The sequence below is a fragment of the Mesorhizobium sp. CNPSo 4670 genome, from assembly GCF_057784235.1.
Map to the genome: position 1 here is coordinate 276,507 of NZ_JBWJFQ010000004.1, position 17,295 is coordinate 293,801.

19 protein-coding genes are annotated in these 17,295 nt (G+C 63.2%); 14 read left to right on the forward strand and 5 right to left on the reverse strand.

The annotated features are described in order from the left end of the window. Positions 1–34 precede the first annotated feature (34 nt). On the forward strand, positions 35–376 hold the full coding sequence (locus tag AC0ZT5_RS09965; protein ID WP_095087111.1) for a winged helix-turn-helix domain-containing protein: 342 nt from the start codon (positions 35–37) through the stop codon (positions 374–376). Positions 377–541: 165 nt separating this feature from the next. Here AC0ZT5_RS09965 and cobF read toward each other — a convergent pair whose 3' ends face one another. After that, positions 542–1,318, reverse strand: coding sequence for a precorrin-6A synthase (deacetylating) (gene cobF / locus AC0ZT5_RS09970; RefSeq protein WP_488496313.1), 777 nt, complete (start codon positions 1,316–1,318; stop codon positions 542–544). Between the two features lie 131 nt (positions 1,319–1,449). Between cobF and AC0ZT5_RS09975 the strand changes: the two genes are divergently transcribed. The 6 genes from AC0ZT5_RS09975 (at position 1,450) to AC0ZT5_RS10000 (ending at position 7,177) form a co-directional block, all read left to right on the forward strand. Continuing rightward, on the forward strand, positions 1,450–2,466 hold the full coding sequence (locus AC0ZT5_RS09975; RefSeq protein WP_488496314.1) for a DUF4424 domain-containing protein: 1,017 nt from the start codon (positions 1,450–1,452) through the stop codon (positions 2,464–2,466). Next, positions 2,466–2,984, forward strand: coding sequence for a dihydrofolate reductase (locus AC0ZT5_RS09980; RefSeq protein ID WP_488496315.1), 519 nt, complete (start codon positions 2,466–2,468; stop codon positions 2,982–2,984). The genes AC0ZT5_RS09975 and AC0ZT5_RS09980 overlap by 1 nt, the downstream gene beginning before the upstream one ends. A 150-nt stretch (positions 2,985–3,134) precedes the next feature. Next, on the forward strand, positions 3,135–4,247 hold the full coding sequence (gene hflK / locus AC0ZT5_RS09985; RefSeq protein WP_477286990.1) for an FtsH protease activity modulator HflK: 1,113 nt from the start codon (positions 3,135–3,137) through the stop codon (positions 4,245–4,247). Further along, positions 4,247–5,215: a protease modulator HflC gene (hflC, locus tag AC0ZT5_RS09990; protein ID WP_477286992.1), complete on the forward strand. Its 969-nt coding sequence runs from the start codon at positions 4,247–4,249 to the stop codon at positions 5,213–5,215. Before hflK ends, hflC begins: the two co-directional genes overlap by 1 nt. Before the next feature lie 6 nt (positions 5,216–5,221). Beyond that, positions 5,222–5,410, forward strand: coding sequence for a DUF2065 domain-containing protein (locus tag AC0ZT5_RS09995; RefSeq protein WP_095087125.1), 189 nt, complete (start codon positions 5,222–5,224; stop codon positions 5,408–5,410). A 249-nt stretch (positions 5,411–5,659) separates the two neighbouring features. Next, entirely contained in the window at positions 5,660–7,177 is a 1,518-nt protein-coding gene (locus AC0ZT5_RS10000; protein WP_488496316.1) for a DegQ family serine endoprotease, read from the forward strand. Between the two features lie 48 nt (positions 7,178–7,225). Here AC0ZT5_RS10000 and AC0ZT5_RS10005 read toward each other — a convergent pair whose 3' ends face one another. Together AC0ZT5_RS10005 and serB are read right to left on the reverse strand one after the other, a co-directional pair. Beyond that, a complete protein-coding gene (locus tag AC0ZT5_RS10005; protein WP_488496317.1) occupies positions 7,226–7,798 on the reverse strand; it encodes a GNAT family N-acetyltransferase in 573 nt (190 codons plus the stop codon). Continuing rightward, positions 7,795–8,682, reverse strand: coding sequence for a phosphoserine phosphatase SerB (gene serB, locus AC0ZT5_RS10010; RefSeq protein WP_488496318.1), 888 nt, complete (start codon positions 8,680–8,682; stop codon positions 7,795–7,797). Before serB ends, AC0ZT5_RS10005 begins: the two co-directional genes overlap by 4 nt. Here serB and miaA point away from each other — a divergent pair. Continuing rightward, positions 8,672–9,616, forward strand: coding sequence for a tRNA (adenosine(37)-N6)-dimethylallyltransferase MiaA (gene miaA / locus AC0ZT5_RS10015; protein WP_488496319.1), 945 nt, complete (start codon positions 8,672–8,674; stop codon positions 9,614–9,616). The genes serB and miaA overlap by 11 nt on opposite strands. 129 nt (positions 9,617–9,745) lie before the next feature. Then, entirely contained in the window at positions 9,746–10,537 is a 792-nt protein-coding gene (locus AC0ZT5_RS10020; protein ID WP_488496320.1) for a GGDEF domain-containing protein, read from the forward strand. A gap of 226 nt (positions 10,538–10,763) precedes the next feature. On the opposite strand, the gene AC0ZT5_RS10025 is transcribed toward AC0ZT5_RS10020, so the two are convergent. Continuing rightward, the gene (locus AC0ZT5_RS10025) at positions 10,764–12,596 is read right to left on the reverse strand and encodes an ATP-binding protein (RefSeq protein WP_488496321.1); all 1,833 of its coding nucleotides are present in this window, start codon (positions 12,594–12,596) and stop codon (positions 10,764–10,766) included. A 155-nt stretch (positions 12,597–12,751) separates the two neighbouring features. Between AC0ZT5_RS10025 and AC0ZT5_RS10030 the strand changes: the two genes are divergently transcribed. Genes AC0ZT5_RS10030 through AC0ZT5_RS10040 form a run of 3 tightly spaced genes read left to right on the forward strand, consistent with a single transcriptional unit; the run spans position 12,752 to position 14,208 of the window. Beyond that, positions 12,752–13,315: a helix-turn-helix domain-containing protein gene (locus AC0ZT5_RS10030; protein ID WP_488496322.1), complete on the forward strand. Its 564-nt coding sequence runs from the start codon at positions 12,752–12,754 to the stop codon at positions 13,313–13,315. A gap of 4 nt (positions 13,316–13,319) precedes the next feature. Then, positions 13,320–13,628, forward strand: a complete 309-nt coding sequence (locus tag AC0ZT5_RS10035; protein ID WP_488496323.1) for a hypothetical protein — start codon at positions 13,320–13,322, stop codon at positions 13,626–13,628. Positions 13,629–13,680: 52 nt separating this feature from the next. After that, positions 13,681–14,208, forward strand: a complete 528-nt coding sequence (locus AC0ZT5_RS10040; RefSeq protein WP_488496324.1) for a GNAT family N-acetyltransferase — start codon at positions 13,681–13,683, stop codon at positions 14,206–14,208. 4 nt (positions 14,209–14,212) lie between these two features. Here the strand turns inward: AC0ZT5_RS10040 and AC0ZT5_RS10045 are convergent, their stop codons facing one another. Continuing rightward, on the reverse strand, positions 14,213–15,097 hold the full coding sequence (locus AC0ZT5_RS10045; protein ID WP_488496325.1) for a LysR family transcriptional regulator: 885 nt from the start codon (positions 15,095–15,097) through the stop codon (positions 14,213–14,215). 117 nt (positions 15,098–15,214) lie between these two features. Between AC0ZT5_RS10045 and tmpA the strand changes: the two genes are divergently transcribed. Together tmpA and tmpB are read left to right on the forward strand one after the other, a co-directional pair. Then, the gene (gene tmpA / locus AC0ZT5_RS10050; protein ID WP_488496326.1) at positions 15,215–16,366 is read left to right on the forward strand and encodes a 2-trimethylaminoethylphosphonate dioxygenase; all 1,152 of its coding nucleotides are present in this window, start codon (positions 15,215–15,217) and stop codon (positions 16,364–16,366) included. Continuing rightward, positions 16,363–16,947: a (R)-1-hydroxy-2-trimethylaminoethylphosphonate oxygenase gene (gene tmpB, locus AC0ZT5_RS10055; RefSeq protein ID WP_488496327.1), complete on the forward strand. Its 585-nt coding sequence runs from the start codon at positions 16,363–16,365 to the stop codon at positions 16,945–16,947. Before tmpA ends, tmpB begins: the two co-directional genes overlap by 4 nt. The last annotated feature ends 348 nt before the right edge of the window (positions 16,948–17,295 follow it).

The window sequence follows — 17,295 nt, forward strand, 5'->3', positions numbered from 1 at the left end:
GTATGGGATCGGACGTGACCGCGGAGGAGCAAAAATGCCGTCGCTGAGCTTGCGGATAAATCTCGACCCCGACGGGCGCATCGGACCGGGCAAGATCGAGCTTCTGGAGCAGATCGCCGCCTTCGGTTCGATCTCTGCCGCCGCGCGTGGCATGGAAATGTCCTACAAGCACGCCTGGGACCTGGTCGAGGACATGAACCGGGTGTTCGGCAAACCGCTGGTCGCGGCGCAGACCGGCGGCCGCAAGGGCGGCGGCGCGCAACTGACGGCGGTGGGGCTTGCGGTTGTCAGCCGCTTCCGCGCCATTGAACGCGCGGCTGCGGCTGCGGCAGCGACACATATGGAGGCGCTGCAGGCTGAAATCGATGCCGGGTGAGATCGGCTGGAAACTCTACCCTGACGGGCGCCTAGCGCGATTTTCTGCGCTTCCGGTGCTCGCGGACTTCAATGTCCGCTCCGCTCCAGTTCTCGAAATTCACGCTATTCACCTCGCCAGGGCGAGTTTCGAGCCGATCTCAGCGATGCCGCAAACAAAATGGGATTAGTTGTCCTGCGGCTCGCCAGGCTTGCGCAGCAGATACGTATCCATGATCCAGCCCTTTTGCCGACGGGCTTCTTCGCGGACCCTTTCGATCTCCGGGCCGATGTCGCCGATCCGGCCCGAGAGAATAATCTCGTCCGGGGTACCGAGATAGGCGCCCCAGTGGATAACGACATCCTTGTCGGCAAGCGTGTTGAACGCGCATTTTCCGTCCAGCATGACGACGGTGCTGCCGGCATTGTCGGCCAGGCCCTCCTGGGAGAGGCGGCGGCCGGTGGTGACGAGGACGGAATCGCCGATGCGGTTCAGCGCCATTTTGTGGCTGGCGGCAAGCGCCTGGATAGCGGTGATGCCTGGAAGGACCTCCAGTTCGAACGCGACATTGCCTCTCAGGTGCACGCGCTCGAGGATGCGCAGCGCGCTGTCGTAGAGCGAGGGATCGCCCCAGATCAGAAAGGCGCCGCAGCCATCCTGCGCAATCTCGTCGCGGATCAGGGCTTCGTAGATGGCGGCAATGGCCTCGTGCCAGTCGTCGACCGTCGAGCGGTAAGAGGGCGCCGGCTCGGCGCGCACCGGCACGTCGAATTCGACGCGGCGCGACTTCGGGTTGGTGACGAAGCGATCGCAGATCTGGCGGCGCAGATCGGCAAGGTCGTTCTTCTTCGCGCCCTTGTCGGGAATGAACAGCACGTCGGCGCGGTTGAGGCCGTTTATGGCCTGAACGGTCATGTGGTCTGGATTGCCGGCGCCGATGCCGATGACGAGAAGCTTGCGCATGGAACGATCTCCTGCCCGATCGAAACCTGTTAGTCCAGAGCGTCATGGCGCGCCCGCGGATGCGGAAGGGCTTTGAAACGCCACATTGAAACGGCTAGGGTCGTGTCGGCATTCTAGCCGAGGGGGCTTCCATGTTGCGATACGTCCTGACCGCCGTGCTGGCGCTTTCAGCCGCGCCTGCATTCGCCAATGATTCGGTTGCCGAGCTCGGCACCGGCGGCCTGATCCTGTCGCGCAGTGATGCGGTGTCGATGCAAAGCGAGGACCTCTTCATCTCGCCGGAAAAGGTGACGGTCGACTACGTCTTCCACAACAACACCGACAAGGATGTCGACGCGATCGTCGCGTTCCCGATGCCCGACATTTCGGGCGATCCCGAGGAGATGCCGGCGATCCCTGAAAATCAGAGCGACAATTTTCTCGGCTTCGAAGTGACGATCGACGGTGTCGCCGCCAAGCCGCAGCTCGAGCAGAAGGTGTTCGCGCTCGGCATCGACATCGGTGCGGATCTGAAGGCGCAGAATGTACCGTTCAACCCATTCGGCGACCCGGCGAAAGCTGCATTGGCAAAGCTGCCGCAAGCGGTGGCCGACGACTGGGTCAACCGCGGCATCATCATCGAGGACACGATTGACGACAGCCCCGGCGCGAAACCCAACTACGCGCCGTTCTGGCAATTGCGGTCGACCTACTGGTGGCGCTCGACCTTTCCGGCCAACAAGGACGTTCATGTCTCGCACCGTTACAAGCCGAGCGTCGGCGGCACGTCTTCGGTCAGCTTTTTCTTCGACGGCAAGTTCCAGGGCCAATACGTCAGCTACAAGACCCGTTACTGCATGGATGACACCTTCGAGAACGCGGTGCGCAAGGCGGCGAAGGATGGTCCAGACGGCTATCCCCAGTACAACGAAAGCCGCATCGCCTATATCCTGACCACCGGCGGCAACTGGGCGGCGGGCACCATCGGCAAGTTCAAGTTGACCGTCGACAAGGTCAATCCGAAAGCGCTGGTCTCGTTCTGCGGCGACAATGTCAAAAAGGTCGGGCCGACGACGTTCGAGATGACGGCAGACGATTTCTATCCCGAGCACGACATCGACATCCTGCTTCTGGATCCGACGGACAACAATGGCGGGGATGCGAACTGATGCATGTTGCGATCTACGTTGCCATTGCCGAGAACGGCGTGATCGGGCGGGATGGCGGGCTGCCCTGGCGCCTGTCGACCGATCTCAAGCGCTTCAAGGCCGACACGATGGGCAAGCCGATCATCATGGGCCGCAAGACCTTTGAAGGCATCGGCCGGCCGCTGCCGGGCAGGCTGAACATCGTCGTCACCCGCGACAAGGCTTGGCGCGCCGAGGGCATCGAGGTCGCGCATTCGCTCGAAGCCGCGATCCAGCTGGCGACTGTGCGCGGGCGCTGCATGGCCGGTGTGGACGAGGTCTGCGTCATCGGGGGCGGCGAGATCTACGCTCAGGCGCTGCCACTGGCCGACCGGTTGCACGTCACCCATGTGTTGGCAACGGTCGACGGCGATGCGCATTTCAGGCCGATCGATCCCAATTCCTGGCGTATGGTCAGCTCACAGGACGTTCCGGCGGGGGAAAAGGACAGCCACGCGACGCGCTATTCGGTTTACGAGCGCCGCCGCGACGTGCATTGAAAGACGACAAAGGGTCGCGACCGGACCAAATCGGACGAAGTCTGCAACGCATCGCGTTGAAAGCGTCTCGTGGCGTCCCTATAGAAGAACGATACTGGATTTCGCGCCATAATACCGGCGCTTGAGGGAATTCCATGCGAAAGGACATTCATGCCCTGGAACGATAAAAGCGGCGGCGGCGGCCCATGGGGCGGCGGCGGCAACAATCAGGGACCCTGGGGGCAGGGACCAAAGGGACCGAGCGGCCCGCAGGGCTCGCCTCCCGATCTCGAAGACATCATTCGCCGCGGCCAGGACAGGCTGCGGCGCGCACTGCCGGGTGGCGGTGGTGCGAGCCCGGCTATTTTCGCGCTGATCGCGGCCGCACTTGTGGTGCTGTGGGCGTTCCAGGCGGTTTACACCGTGCAGCCCGACGAGGTGGCGGTTGAACTGCGCTTCGGCAAGCCGAAGGCCGAACTGTCGCAGCCCGGCCTGCATTTCCATTGGTGGCCGCTCGAAACCGTCGAGACGGCGAAGATCTCCGAACAGCTCGTCGACATTGGCGGCGGCAACTCCAGCGGCAACGGCCTGATGCTTTCGGGCGACCAGAATATCGTCAACGTCCAGTTCTCGGTGGCCTATCAGGTCTCCGACCCCCGGGCCTATCTGTTCGACGTCTCCGATCCCGACGGCATGCTGCGCCAGGTTGCCGAAAGCGCCATGCGCGAAGCCGTCGGCCGCCGGCCGGCTCAGGACATCTTCCGCGATGACCGCCAGGGCATCGCCGCCTCAGTTCGCGAAATCATCCAGACGACGCTGGACGGCTACAAGGCCGGCCTCAACGTCAACGCCGTCTCGATCGAGGATGCAGCACCGCCACGCGAGGTGGCCGATGCGTTCGACGAGGTGCAGCGCGCCGAGCAGGACGAGGACAAGTTCGTCGAGCAGGCCAACCAGTACTCCAACCAGAAGCTCGGCCAGGCGCGCGGCGAGGCCGCACAGGTTCGCGAAGACGCGGCCGCCTACAAGAACCGGGTCGTGCAGGAAGCCGAAGGTGAGGCGCAGCGCTTCATCTCGGTCTATGACGAATATGCCAAGGCGCCGGATGTGACACGCAAGCGCCTCTATCTGGAAACCATGGAGAGAGTTCTGAAGGATTCGAACAAGGTGATCGTCGAGCAGGGCAACGGGCAAGGGGTCGTTCCCTATCTGCCGCTGCCGGCATTGCAGCCGAAAGCGCCGGCACCGGCCGCCCCTGCTGCCGTTACGGGAGGTAACCAGTGATGGCCAATCGTCTCCCCATCATCGTCGTCGCCGCGGCCATCATCCTGTTCCTGCTCTACTCGTCGGTCTTCGTGGTCAATGCGCGCCAGCAGGCGCTGGTGCTCAGGTTCGGCGAGATCGTCGACGTCAAGAGCGAGCCCGGCATCTACTTCAAGGCGCCATTCTCGTTCTTCGACGCCGATACTGTGCAACTGATCGAGAACCGGGTGCTGCGCTTCGACCTCGACAACATCCGCGTCCAGGTGTCGGGCGGCAAGTTCTATGAGGTCGATGCCTTCATCGCCTATCGCATCTCGGATCCGCGCGTCTTCCGTGCCGCCGTGTCCGGTCAGATCGAACTTGCCGAAGCCCGGCTCAGGACGCGTCTCGACGCTGCCTTGCGCCGCGTCTACGGTCTGCGCGATTTCGAGGCCGCGCTCTCCGAACAGCGCGCCGTAATGATGCGCGAAGTCCGCGATCAGCTCCGGCCCGACGCCACGTCGCTCGGCCTGCAGATCGAGGATGTCCGCATTCGCCGTACCGATCTCACCGCGGAAGTCTCGCAGCAGACATACGACCGCATGAAGGCCGAACGCCTGGCAGAGGCTGCGCGGCTGAGGGCACGCGGCAACGAAGCGGCACAGCGCATAACGGCTCGCGCCGATCGCGAAGTGGTCGAGATCGTTGCCGAAGCGCGCAAAGAGTCGGAAATCCTGCGAGGCGAGGGCGAAGCCCAGCGCAGCGCCACCTTCGCGGAAGCGTATAAGCGCGACCCGGCCTTCTTCGATTTCTATCGGTCGATGAACGCCTATGGCACGGCGCTGGACAACACCGGGACGACCATGGTGCTGTCGCCGAACTCGGAGTTCTTCCGGTTCTTCCGCGATCCTGATGGCAAGGAGGCGCCAGCGAAGCCGGTTTCGCCGGCACCTGCCGCGCCGGCGACGGCACCTGCCGCGCCTGCGGCACAGCCCAGCACCAGCCCGTAGCGGCAGGTGCAGGACTTTCTCGCCGCCATGGGCCTCGTCCTTGTGATAGAAGGTCTGGTCTATGGCGGCTTTCCAGGCCTTGCCAGGAAGCTGGCCACTGAAGTGCTGTCACTGCCCGAGAATGCGTTGCGGATCGCCGGGCTGGCGGCGATTGCCATCGGTGTCGGCATCGTCTGGCTGGTTCGAAGCGGGTGAGGGCGGCGAATTCGGTTTTCGGGATACGAGCTTCGATCCCGGGATACGAGCTTCGATCCCGGGATACGAACTTCGATCCTGGGATACGAGCTTCGATCCGGGGATACGAAGTTCGATCCCGGGATAACGGATGATTTATCCTCTGCCGATAGTCATAGCCGCAAACGTGCCTTATTTTTTGCCAACATGGCGCGACGCGGCGTTTTCGTCGAAGCGCTTTTCTTTTCAAGAATACCGGGAGGCTTCTCGATGACATCCAACACCCTTTTGCGCGCGGCACGGCGGACGCTGATCGCCGGCGCGGCAGCACTTCTTGTCAGCGCCGTCGCTGCTCCGTCCTTCATGACGCCGACATTTGCCGCCGACGGACCTGCTTCGGTTGCCGACCTGGCGCAAGGCCTGCTCGGGGCGGTGGTCAACATCTCGACCTCGCAGACTGTGAAGGGCACGGAAGGTCCGGGCGCGGTGCCGATGCCGCAGTTGCCCGAAGGTTCGCCTTTCCAGGATTTCTTCGACGATTTCTTCAAGAACCGTGGCGGCGACAAGGACAATGGCGGGCAGAAAGTGCAGTCACTGGGATCCGGCTTCGTCATCGACGCGGAGCAAGGCATCGTCGTCACCAACAATCACGTGATCGCCGATGCCGACGACATCGAGGTCAATTTCTCGGATGGCATCACCTTGAAGGCGACGCTGGTCGGCACCGACACCAAGACCGATGTCGCTGTGCTGAAGGTCGACCCGAAGGGCCACAAGCTGACGGCGGTGAAGTTCGGCGATTCCACCAAGATGCGCGTCGGCGACTGGGTCATGGCGATCGGCAATCCGTTCGGCCTCGGCGGCACAGTGACGGTCGGCATCGTTTCGGCCCGCAACCGCGACATCAATTCCGGTCCCTATGACGATTTCATCCAGACCGACGCCGCGATCAACCGCGGCAATTCCGGCGGTCCGCTGTTCAACAGCGCCGGCGAGGTCATCGGCATCAACACCGCAATCATTTCGCCGTCCGGCGGTTCCATCGGCATCGGCTTCTCCATCCCCTCGCAGCTCGCCTCGGGCGTCGTCGACCAGTTGCGCCAGTTCGGCGAGACCCGGCGCGGTTGGCTCGGCGTGCGCATCCAGCCGGTGACCGACGACATTGCCGAGAGCCTCGGCATGGCCACCGCCAAGGGCGCGCTGGTCGCCGGCGTCATCAAGGGCGGCCCGGTCGACAACGGCACCATCCAGGCCGGCGACGTCATCCTCAAATTCGACGGCAAGGACATCCATGAAATGCGCGACCTGCCGCGCGTGGTCGCCGAAAGCCCGGTCGGCAAGGCGGTCGACGTGCTGATCGTGCGCAAGGGCGTCGAGCAGACCGTGAAGGTGACGCTCGGCCGGCTCGAAGATGGCGAAAAGCTCGCCAGCGGCGAGGACAGCAGCAACACCGACAAGGACAAGGGTGACAAGGCTCCGGCCGTCTCGACGGCTTCGGTGCTTGGCATGACCGTCGGCGAACTGAACGACGAGACACGCAAGAAGTTCAGCATTGCCGCTGATGTCTCCGGTGTCGTCATTACCGATGTCACCAAGGATTCGGCTGCCGCCGAACGCGGCATCCAGCCGGGCGAAGTGATCACCGAGATCGCACAGGAATCGGTCGCCACGCCCAAGGACGTCATGGATCGGATTGGCGCCCTGAAGGAGCAAGGGCGCAAGAACGCGCTGCTGATGCTGGCGTCGAAGACCGGCGAGCTCAGGTTCGTGACGATCCGGATGGACTGAAGTCCGGAAAGGCTTGTAGTGCCCTGATTTTGAGAAGAAAAAAGGCGGCTATTGAGCCGCCTTTTTTCTTGCCTGCCAGTCCTTGCGCGACAATCTGTAGAGGACATGCCGCTTGAGCGCCGGGTGGCTGTCAGGGACGTCGGGATGATCGAAGTCGCTGGCCGGGTCGAACCTCATGCCGAGGCGTTTCATGACGGCGGTGGAGCGATGGTTGTCGCAGACCGCGAAAGACACGATTTCGTCCAGGTCGAGCGTTTCGAAACCGTAGGCGAGCCAGGCCTCGGCCGCCTCGGTGACGTAGCCCTTGCCCCAGAATTCCGGGGCGAGACGCCAGCCTATCTCGATCGTGCCGTCGGGTAGGACGTCGATGTCTTCTGTCCCGGTTATCCCGACAAAGCCGATGCACTCGCCGGTGGCCGCAATCTCGGCCGCGGCGAAGCCATAGCCGTCCTCATCGACCCAGGCGCGGACCTCGTCCATCCTGGCGTCCGCCTGCGCGCGGTTGCGGCGGAACGGAAAGAATTCCATGACCTGTTCGTCGGAGTTGATCCGGTGGAACAGTTCGCGATCGCGATCTTCCCAGTTGCGCAGGATCAGGCGCTCGGTTCGCATTGGTTTCATTGCACAAACTCTTCCTGTCTGTAGCCCTGCACATAGAGCAATGCTGTCAGGTCGCCGTGGTCGATGCGCACCTTTGCCTGTGCCGCCACCGTCGGCTTGGCATGGAGGGCGACACCGGTGCCGGCCAGCCGGATCATGTCGAGATCATTGGCGCCGTCGCCGACGGCAATCGCGTCTGTCGGCGTCAGGCCGAGGCGTGTGGAAATCTCGATCAGCGCATCGGCCTTGGCGGCGCGACCGAGTATCGGTTCGCCGACCAGCCCGGTGAAGCGGCCGTCCTGTTCAAGCAGGCGGTTGGCGCGGTTCTCCTGGAAGCCAAGCATGGCCGCGATGCGCGTCGTGAACACCTCGAACCCGCCAGACACCAGCGCCGTCCAGGCGCCATTGGCCCGCATGGTTCGCACCAGCGCGCCGCCGCCGGAGGCCAGCGTCAGGCGATTGGCGACGATGCGGTCGACCACGGCGGCGTCGAGGCCCTTCAACAACGCCACCCGCTCGCGCAAGGCCGGTTCAAACGCGATCTCGCCGTTCATCGATCGCGCGGTGATGGCGGCGACGTGATCCTTGACGCCGATCTCGTCGGCCAGTTCGTCGATGCATTCCTGGTCGATCATGGTCGAATCCATGTCGGCGATGAGGATCTTCTTGCGGCGGGTTTCCGCCTGCTGGACGACCACGTCGACCGGTTCGGTGGCGAGTGCTGCGCGCAAGGCGGCGCTTGTCCCGGCGGCGTCAGCCTCCCGCGGCAAGGCAAGATCGCAGGCAATCCCGTCGGCAAGCCAGGCAACAGCGCTTGCGCCGACCGACCGTGACGCCATATTCGCAAGCGACAGCGACAATGCGCGATCGGCGGGACGGGAAACAAGCGTGGCGATGAGCGGCATGGAACAATCCGGCAGACAGGCGGGCGAGGGCCGCGTGAAGGACGCGATCCTGATAGCCGGGCCGACCGCCAGCGGCAAGTCGGCCCTTGCGCTCGAGTTGGCCGAGCGCGAGGGCGCCGTCATCGTCAACACCGATTCCATGCAGGGCTATTCGGTGCTCGACGTGCTGACCGCCCGGCCGGGGGCGGACGACCTCGCACGCGCGCGGCATTTTCTCTATGGCCATGTCCACCCGGCCACAGCCTATTCCACAGGCGCCTGGCTGCGCGACGTGATGAAGCTGATCGAGGACGGTACGCTCTCCGGACAGCCTGTTATTTTTGTCGGTGGCACCGGGCTCTACTTCCGTGCGCTTGCCGAGGGCATTTCGGAAATGCCCGACATTCCGCAGCGGATTCGTGACCGCTGGCGCTATGAGCTGAAGGAGCAGGGCGCCGTCAAGCTGCACAGACTGCTGCTGCGCGAGGATTCGGCGGCTGCCATGATGCTGAAGCCGACCGACAGCCAGCGCATCGTGCGGGCACTGGAGGTACTCGACGCGTCGGGCCGTTCGATCCGGGAATGGCAGGCGGAGCGCGGCCGGCCGCTCATCGACAGGCAGAGCGCGCGTTTCTTCGTGATCGAGCCGGATCGAGCGGCGTTGGTCGACCGCATCGAAAAACGCTTCGACCAGATGTTGGACAAGGGAGCGCTGGACGAGGTCAAGCGGCTATTGGCGCTAGGCCTCGACACCGAATTGCCGGCGATGAAAGCGATCGGCGTTCGCGAACTGCAGGCTGCGATGGCTGGAGAGATTGGTTTTCCCCAGGCGATCGAGCGGGCCAAGATCGCAACCAGGCAATATGCCAAGCGGCAAACGACCTGGTTCAGGCATCAATTGGGCTCGGAATGGCAAAGATTGCGGCCCGGTGACGATCTGGAAACCACGATTTGATCGCCTGTCTCCATTGCAACCTGAAAAATTTATCTGCAAGGTAAGGTTCCCGTTGCGGTTGTCCAAATTAACCCTCCGTAAGCCCGCCCATGCCATAAGGTCAGTGGGCACTTTTCCATTGGGGAGCAGATGCGTTTCCACAAGGCGGAATCAGCATTTTTCGTCTTTATCTTCGTGATCCTGGCCGCCGGCCTGGTGACGCTGCATGCCTATGGACTGCTGCAATCCTTCGCCACCGAGCTGCATACGGCTTCGGGCATGGACAAGGTCATCTATCTCAACAAGCTGCTGTTCGCGACCGGCGTGCTTTTGGCCACTGCGCTGTTCTTCGGCATTTTCTTCATCTATCCGCTGATCCGCAAACAGGCGACGGAGGAAGGCAAGCTGCGCGCCATGACGGTTTCGCTCAGCGCCCGCTCGGAGACACTCGAGCATGCCGCCCTGACCGACGGCCTGACCGGCATGCAGAACCGGCGCTATTTCGACGACGCGCTGAAGGAATATCTCGAGGAGTTCCGGCGCATCGAAAAGCCCGTCGGGCTGATGATCCTTGACCTCGACCATTTCAAGCAGGTCAACGACACCCATGGCCATGATGTCGGCGACGAGGTGCTCAAGGCAGTTGCGAGCTGCCTCAAGGACTTGACACGCTATCACGACGTGGTGGCGCGGCTGGGCGGCGAGGAATTCGCGGTGGTCACGCCCAACATGGACTCCGAACTGCTGGGCAAGTTTGCCGAGCGCATCCGCAAGGCGGTCGCCAACATGTCGGTGCTCTCCGGCAATGTCCGGCTCAAGATCACCACCAGCGTCGGTCTGGCTGTCTGGGACCGCAAGGAAACCGCGGAGGAGTTCTATCGCCGCGCCGACCGCCAGCTTTATGAGGCAAAGAGGCAAGGCCGCAACCGCGTCTGCGCCTAAAATCCCGAAGAAGAATTCATGAGGCCGGTCGCCTGACGTCGCTTTCTCGACTTCCGGTGCTCACGGACTAAATGTCCGCTCCGCTCCGGCTTCTCGAAAGCCACGTCATTCAACTCGGCCTGATGAATTCCCTTTCGGGATTTACCCATGCGTGCCAACGACGCCCCGCCCTGGAAACTTGACGTGGCTTCCAAGTCGGTCGGCGGACTGGCGCTAGGTTCCCGGCTCAGTCGTTTTGCGGGCGCAGGCCGAAGGTTGCGGGCTTGAGACCGTAGCGCATGTCGAAATCGTCATCCGATTGCACGCGGCTGGTGGCCGGTGGCTTGCGGTAGTCGGGATCGCCGGCCTGGCGGCTTGAATCGACGACTTCGGCGAAGGCCATCGCCTGCTGCGTTGGTTTCGGCACGTTGCGCAGCCGCTCGACGATTGCCACCAGGTCGACATCCTCGCCGGCTTTCGATGCGGCTTCTTCGCGTTTGTTGGTGCCGGGGATCAATTCCGAGGATAGTTTTTCGAACTTCAGCCGCATCGTCGTCGCCACGCCTTCGCCAAAGGCAATGGCCTCGCGCTGGCCCATGGACGACAGGAAAGCCAGTGTCGAGGCCGAGGAGTCGGCAATCGCCGAACGGATGATCGCCTGATCCTGCTCGTTGGCAAGTCGCATGGCGAAGAAGGTCGAACATTGCGACAGGATGGTCGGGTCGAGCTCGCCCGGTCGCTGGGTGACGACGCCGAGATAACAGCCATATTTGCGGCCTTCCTTGGCGATGCGCGACAGCGCGTGCCTTGTCGGCGCAAAGCCGAGACGCGGATCGGCCGGCATGTAGCGGTGCGCTTCTTCGCACAAAAGCAGAAGCTGCAGCTTGCCCTCGCTCCACAAAGCGAGGTCGAAGGCCAGGCGCGCCAGCACCGAACAGACGGAATTGACCACTTCGGACGGCATGCCGGCCATCTCGAAGCAGGTCACCGGGCGGCCATGATGCGGCACCCGGAAGAGGTTGCCGATCGTCTCGTGGATAGTGTCCTCGATCAGGCGCGAGTTGAACATGAAGCGGTAGCGTGGGTCGGCCGCCGCCGATTCGACGCGCGTCTTCAAGGATTTCAGCGTCGGTCGATCGGTCTTGCTTTCGAGCATGCCCATACGCTCGTCGATCTGCTTGATGAGGTCGGCGATGCGGTAAGGCACCGGCGTATCGGCGGTCAGCGCATCGCTGCCGCGCCTGATGTAGCTGCCCGAATTCGGGTTGCGGTAAAGGTTCTTGGCGGCGGGGATGAGGTCGCGCAAGGCGTCAATCTCTTCCGGCACCGTCTCGCGGCCGCGGAACAGCACCTCGGCGAACTCCTCCAGCCTGAACATCCAGAACGGAAGGTCGAGCGTCTTGGAATCGACCCTGACGCAATATTCGGGCAGCGACGCGGCGAACTCGTTGTGCGGATCGAGGATCAGGATGCGCAGGTCCGGCCGCGCCGCGATCGACTTGCGCAGCAGCAACGAGACGGCGGTGGATTTGCCGACACCGGTGGTGCCGACAACGGCGAAGTGACGCGCCAACGTATCGTCGATGGCGATGTTGGCGGCGATCGTCTCGTCCTGCGAGAGTGTGCCGATGGTGATCGAATAACGCCCGGCAAGATCATAGACCGCCTGCAGGTCACGGGTGCGGATGCGATGGGCGATGGCGCCGATATGCGGATAGGTGGTGATGCCGCGATCGAAGATCGGCTTGGCGCCAGGTTCTGCTCCGTCGCGGACTTCGCCGATCAGCTCGATGCTGACCTCGATCGGGTTTTGACCTTCATTGCTCCAGGCGCGGTCCGACTTTCCGATCCCGTAGACCAGGCCGACGGTTCGCGTGGATCCCAGATTGATGGAAATCATCTTGCCGACCGTCCACAGGCCGGTCACCGCGCCGTCAATATCGTCCGCAAAGGCGCTGATGGTGGCGCGCGCACCGTCACATTGCACGACGTTGCCCAGAATGCGCCTGTCGTTCTGTTCTGCGTTGCGGCGCTCCTGCAATGTCGGTTCTCCAACGGAGGCTTCGCGTTCGACATACATGGATAGGCCAATCCCCATTTCCCCTGGAGCATCGAGCCTACAGGAACGGGGTTAAGGCGGGATGAGGTCGGATGGTGTAGAGACGATTAAGGGACCCGTGAAAATTGTCGCGAGAGGGCTCTTCTCCATCGCCGGCATTTCGCTATAATGGACATATGGATGATATAGCGAACGATATTTCCTCGACCATCGGCAGAAGAATACACGCCGAAAGGACCATGCGGGACTGGTCGCTGGCCGAGCTTGCGGGGCGCTCCGCTGTGTCGAAGGCGATGCTGAGCACGATAGAGCGCGGCAAGACCAGCCCGACGGCAGCACTTCTGGTGCGCATCGCGTCGGCCTTCGGCATGACGCTATCGACGCTCATCGCGCGCGCCGAATTGCAAAGCGGCGGGCTGCTGCGCGAGGCCGATCAACCGGTGTGGCGCGATCCTGGTACGGGCTATGTCAGGCGGCATTTGTCGCCCGCCTCGGACATGCCGCTGGAACTGATCAGGGTCCAGTTGCCGGCGGGCGCAAGGGTCAGTTTTCCCGCTGCGTCCTATGCATTCATCAAGCAGCAGATATGGTTGGTTTCGGGGCGGCTCGAGTTCATCGAGGGCGATGTGGTGCACCGGCTCGACCCTGGCGATTGCCTGGCGCTCGGCGCGCCGTCGGACTGTACCTTCCACGCCCTGGAACCCGGCGCCGACTATCTCGTCGCGTTGGTCAGGGGTTGAACTCATGGCCAGACGACCGAAGCGCTCCCACAATGGGGGGCCGCCTCTTGACGAGTACAAGGGCCCGCCATGGGGCAAGGGCGATCCCTATATCTTCCTTGCCTGGCACGCCGCCCATGCCAAGGCGTGGAAAGCGCCGAGCCGCGAGGTCATGCTGCTGCGCATGGACAAGGCCGAGCGGCTGGGCCTGACCTATGAGGAATACACGCTCGAGATTCTGGAACGCGGGCGGCATCTCGGGGAAGAGGACACCGAACGCATCGGCGCCATCAAGGCGGCCCGAAAGCGACGCCGTGTGCGCCATCTGGACTGACGGCAATGTGCCCGCATCTGCCGCCCCATCGCAATCACAGGACATCACGCGCATGAACTGGATCGAGATCGGACCACTGACCCCGGCTGCGGTGACGCAGGAGATGCTGGCCGAATTGCTGGTCGAAACGGTAGCGGCCGGTGGATCGGTCAGTTTCATGCATCCGCTGGCACCGGAAGCGGCTAGCGCATTCTGGCAGAAATCGCTGGCAGCGGCGGCAAGAGGGGAAAGGGCGGTGCTGGGCGCCTGGGACGGCGAGGTCCTGGTCGGCACTGTCACCCTGTTGCTCGACTGTCCGCCCAACCAGCCGCACCGGGCCGAGATCGCCAAGCTGATGACCCGTTTGGATTACCGGGGCAAGGGCGTGGGAACGCGCCTGATGCGGGCCGCCGAGAGCCTGGCCGTTCAAAAGGGGCGCACGCTGCTGGTTCTCGATACGGCGACGGAGGAGGGTGCTTCAGGCCTCTACGAGAAGCTCGGTTTCACGCTCGCCGGCGAGATACCGGACTATGCGTTGAAGCCGCATGGCGGACTGACCGGTACGCTCCTCTATTGGAAGCGTATCGGGCCAATCTCGTAACCAGTCACGCTGGACCGTAACCGGAAAGGCGGGACAGCAGCCACTGGCGGAAATCCTGCTCGGCGCTGGTCAGGCGCGCGGTCGACGCTTTGGTCAGGAAATGCCCCGAGGTGCTGGAGAGTTCGAAGTCGGAAAGCCTGACCAGGGTCCTGCTGTCGAGCGCGGTATTGACCAGCGGCCGCGAGCCCAGCAACACGCCGGCCCCGGCCCTGGCCGCCTCCATCGCGGCAACGAAACTGTCGAAGCGATGCGATCGCCGGGGGTGGCCGGCCAACCCAGCGGCCGCGAACCATTCCGCCCACATCTCGCGCGCGCCGGCGACCAGAAGCAGCGGCAGGGAGGTCCAGTCGGCGTCGCCGGCCAGGGCCGGGGCAGTCACCGGCACGAGCCGCTCGGCGGTCAGCCTGTCGGCTTCACGTCCAGGGAAGGATCCGTTGCCGAAACGGATGTCGAGCGTTGAGCCCGGCAGGTCGTAGTCGGCCGGTCGGTGGATCGTCACCAGGTCGAGCTGGATGCGCGGCAATGCCTTGGCCAGGTCGGGCAGGGCTGGAACAATCATCAGCAGGGCAAAGGAGATCGGCGCGCGAACGGTCACGGTCTGGACGGCGCGCGGCTCGAACAATTCCGCGGTGCTGTTGCCGATAGTGGCGAAAGCCGATTGGATGTGGGGCAGGTAAGCCGCGCCTTCCGGCGCCAGCGCGACGCCACGCGCCAGCCTGGAGAACAGACGCGTCTTCAGCCGTTCTTCGAGAAGCCGGATGTGCTGGCTGACCGCCGCCTGGGTCAGGCCAAGCTCGGTTGCCGCGGCGGTGAAATTCGACAGCCGCGCCGCAGCCTCGAAACTGCGCAGCCAGTCAAGCGGAGGCAAGGGCGGGATTGTTCGAGCCATTAGATATTTAAGGTCATTGGCCAAAAAACGATAATTTGAATTATGCCTTTCGCGCGGTCAACATGCAATCGAAACCTGCGGATCGGACCGCAGGCCTGGCTGCAGGAATGGATCTCCATGCTCACCCACGCGCTGATCGGCGACGAAGGCAAAACCATCGAACTTGGCTGGAAGGACGGGACGCGCACTCGCTTTCACGCCATGTGGCTGCGCGACAATGCGCTGGACGACAAGACGCGCAGTGCCGGCAACGGCCAGCGGCTCATCACCATCCTTGACATTCCAGCCGAGACGAAGATCGGCGCGGCGTCGATCAGGGGTGACGCCCTCGAGGTCAGCTTCGTGCCGGAAGGAAAGACGGTGAGCTTTCCCTCGATATGGCTGAGCGCCAACGCCTATGATCGCGATGTAGTCCGCCAAGCCGGCTGGACAGGCGAGGACACAATGCGCTGGACCAAGGCGACGATGCAGAATTCCGTGCCGCGTGCCGGCTATGCAGCTGCCAGCCGCGACCGCAACGTCTTGCGGCAATGGCTGGCGGCGGTGAAAGCCTATGGCTTCGCGGTGATGGACGATCTGCCGGCCGAATCCGGGGCGCTCTGCAAAGTGTCCGATCTGTTCGGCTATATCAGGGAGACCAATTACGGCCGCTGGTTCGAAGTGCGCGCCGAGGTCAATCCCAGCAATCTCGCCTACACCAATCTCGGCCTCCAGGCGCACACCGACAATCCCTATCGCGATCCGGTGCCGACGCTGCAGATCCTGTCCTGCATCGAGAATACGGTGGAGGGTGGCGAGTCCAGCGTCGTCGACGGGTTTGCCGTCGCGGCGGCCTTGCACGCTGAAAGCCCCGAAGGCTTCCGGCTGTTGAGTTTATGCCCGGCGCGTTTCGAATATGCCGGCTCTTCCGGCGTGCGGCTACGGGCGAAACGGCCGATGATCGAACTCGGGCCCGACGGCGAGCTGATCTGCATCCGCTTCAACAACCGTTCGCTGGCGCCGACGGTCGACGTGCCGTTCGCCGACATGGAGGCTTACTATGCCGCCTATCGCCGGTTTGCCGAGCTGATCGAAGATCCGTCCTTCGAAGTGACCTTCAAGCTCGAAGCGGGCCAGGCGTTCATCGTCGACAACACGCGCGTCATGCATGCCCGCAAGGCGTTTTCCGGCACTGGCAAGCGCTGGCTGCAGGGTTGCTATGCCGACAAGGACGGCCTGCTGTCGACGCTCGCGGCGATCGAACACGGGTTCAAGGAGGCGGCGGAATGAACAGCCAGGACCTGAACGCGGACAACATCGTCGAGTTCATCGCCGACATCTTTGAACGCCGGGGCGCGGAATCCTATCTCGGCGAGCCCGTCACCATGTCGGAGCATATGCTGCAGGGCGCATGGTTCGCCGAGCAGGATGGCGCACCGGACGAGTTGGTGGCGGCGGCCCTGCTGCACGACATCGGCCACTACACCAGCGAGTTCGGCACCTATTCGCCCGAGGATGTCGAGGACAAGCATCATGACGAAGCGGGCGGCGCGGTGCTGGCGCCGTTCTTTCCCCCGGTCATCGTCGAATGCGTCAGGCTGCATGTTTCGGCCAAGCGCTATCTCTGCGCCACCGATCCGAGCTATTTCGGCAAGCTGTCTCAGGCCTCGGTGCATACGCTGTCGCTACAGGGCGGGCCGATGAGCGCCGATGAGGTGGCCGAGTTCCGCAAGAATCCCTTCCATGAAGAAGCGGTCCGGGTCCGCATCTGGGACGAGAGCGGCAAGATCGCCAACATGAAGACACGGACGTTCCGCGATTACGTGCCGCTGCTGCAGCGGGTCGTTCGCGACTTTCGCGATCGCGCCTGACGCAATTCCGTCAAGGCCGAGCGCGCTCGCCGTCTTGCCGTTGCGCTCGTTCCGATGTATTGGCCGCGCCCGACATGCGGCTCGCATTTTCATTGGCCGCACCGTATCAACCACGCTTTTGATGGAGGCGACGATGAGATCTTGTTCACGCATTTCGCGCCTCCGCGGCGGACGAACGGGCTGACCCGCGCCACAGCGGTTCCAATTTCCTGACACTCTGAGGACCGCCGTGCCGCGATGCGCGGCGGCAGTTGTCGTCTGCGCGCGCCACGCTGCCCGCGACCGCGTTAGGCCGCATTGTCCATGAAAACGGTGGAAGCCTGGAGCTCCCCGCCGACGATCGCGGCT

What these genes read in the sequence shown, in the direction of transcription:
- AC0ZT5_RS09965 (WP_095087111.1), top strand. Translation starts at nt 35, where the DNA reads ATGCCGTCGCTGAGCTTGCGGATAAATCTCGACCCCGACGGGCGCATC.
- cobF (WP_488496313.1), bottom strand. Translation starts at nt 1,318, where the DNA reads ATGCGCAAGCTTCTCGTCATCGGCATCGGCGCCGGCAATCCAGACCAC.
- AC0ZT5_RS09975 (WP_488496314.1), top strand. Translation starts at nt 1,450, where the DNA reads ATGTTGCGATACGTCCTGACCGCCGTGCTGGCGCTTTCAGCCGCGCCT.
- AC0ZT5_RS09980 (WP_488496315.1), top strand. Translation starts at nt 2,466, where the DNA reads ATGCATGTTGCGATCTACGTTGCCATTGCCGAGAACGGCGTGATCGGG.
- hflK (WP_477286990.1), top strand. Translation starts at nt 3,135, where the DNA reads ATGCCCTGGAACGATAAAAGCGGCGGCGGCGGCCCATGGGGCGGCGGC.
- hflC (WP_477286992.1), top strand. Translation starts at nt 4,247, where the DNA reads ATGGCCAATCGTCTCCCCATCATCGTCGTCGCCGCGGCCATCATCCTG.
- AC0ZT5_RS10000 (WP_488496316.1), top strand. Translation starts at nt 5,660, where the DNA reads ATGACATCCAACACCCTTTTGCGCGCGGCACGGCGGACGCTGATCGCC.
- AC0ZT5_RS10005 (WP_488496317.1), bottom strand. Translation starts at nt 7,798, where the DNA reads ATGAAACCAATGCGAACCGAGCGCCTGATCCTGCGCAACTGGGAAGAT.
- miaA (WP_488496319.1), top strand. Translation starts at nt 8,672, where the DNA reads ATGAGCGGCATGGAACAATCCGGCAGACAGGCGGGCGAGGGCCGCGTG.
- serB (WP_488496318.1), bottom strand. Translation starts at nt 8,682, where the DNA reads ATGCCGCTCATCGCCACGCTTGTTTCCCGTCCCGCCGATCGCGCATTG.
- AC0ZT5_RS10020 (WP_488496320.1), top strand. Translation starts at nt 9,746, where the DNA reads ATGCGTTTCCACAAGGCGGAATCAGCATTTTTCGTCTTTATCTTCGTG.
- AC0ZT5_RS10025 (WP_488496321.1), bottom strand. Translation starts at nt 12,596, where the DNA reads ATGTATGTCGAACGCGAAGCCTCCGTTGGAGAACCGACATTGCAGGAG.
- AC0ZT5_RS10030 (WP_488496322.1), top strand. Translation starts at nt 12,752, where the DNA reads ATGGATGATATAGCGAACGATATTTCCTCGACCATCGGCAGAAGAATA.
- AC0ZT5_RS10035 (WP_488496323.1), top strand. Translation starts at nt 13,320, where the DNA reads ATGGCCAGACGACCGAAGCGCTCCCACAATGGGGGGCCGCCTCTTGAC.
- AC0ZT5_RS10040 (WP_488496324.1), top strand. Translation starts at nt 13,681, where the DNA reads ATGAACTGGATCGAGATCGGACCACTGACCCCGGCTGCGGTGACGCAG.
- AC0ZT5_RS10045 (WP_488496325.1), bottom strand. Translation starts at nt 15,097, where the DNA reads ATGGCTCGAACAATCCCGCCCTTGCCTCCGCTTGACTGGCTGCGCAGT.
- tmpA (WP_488496326.1), top strand. Translation starts at nt 15,215, where the DNA reads ATGCTCACCCACGCGCTGATCGGCGACGAAGGCAAAACCATCGAACTT.
- tmpB (WP_488496327.1), top strand. Translation starts at nt 16,363, where the DNA reads ATGAACAGCCAGGACCTGAACGCGGACAACATCGTCGAGTTCATCGCC.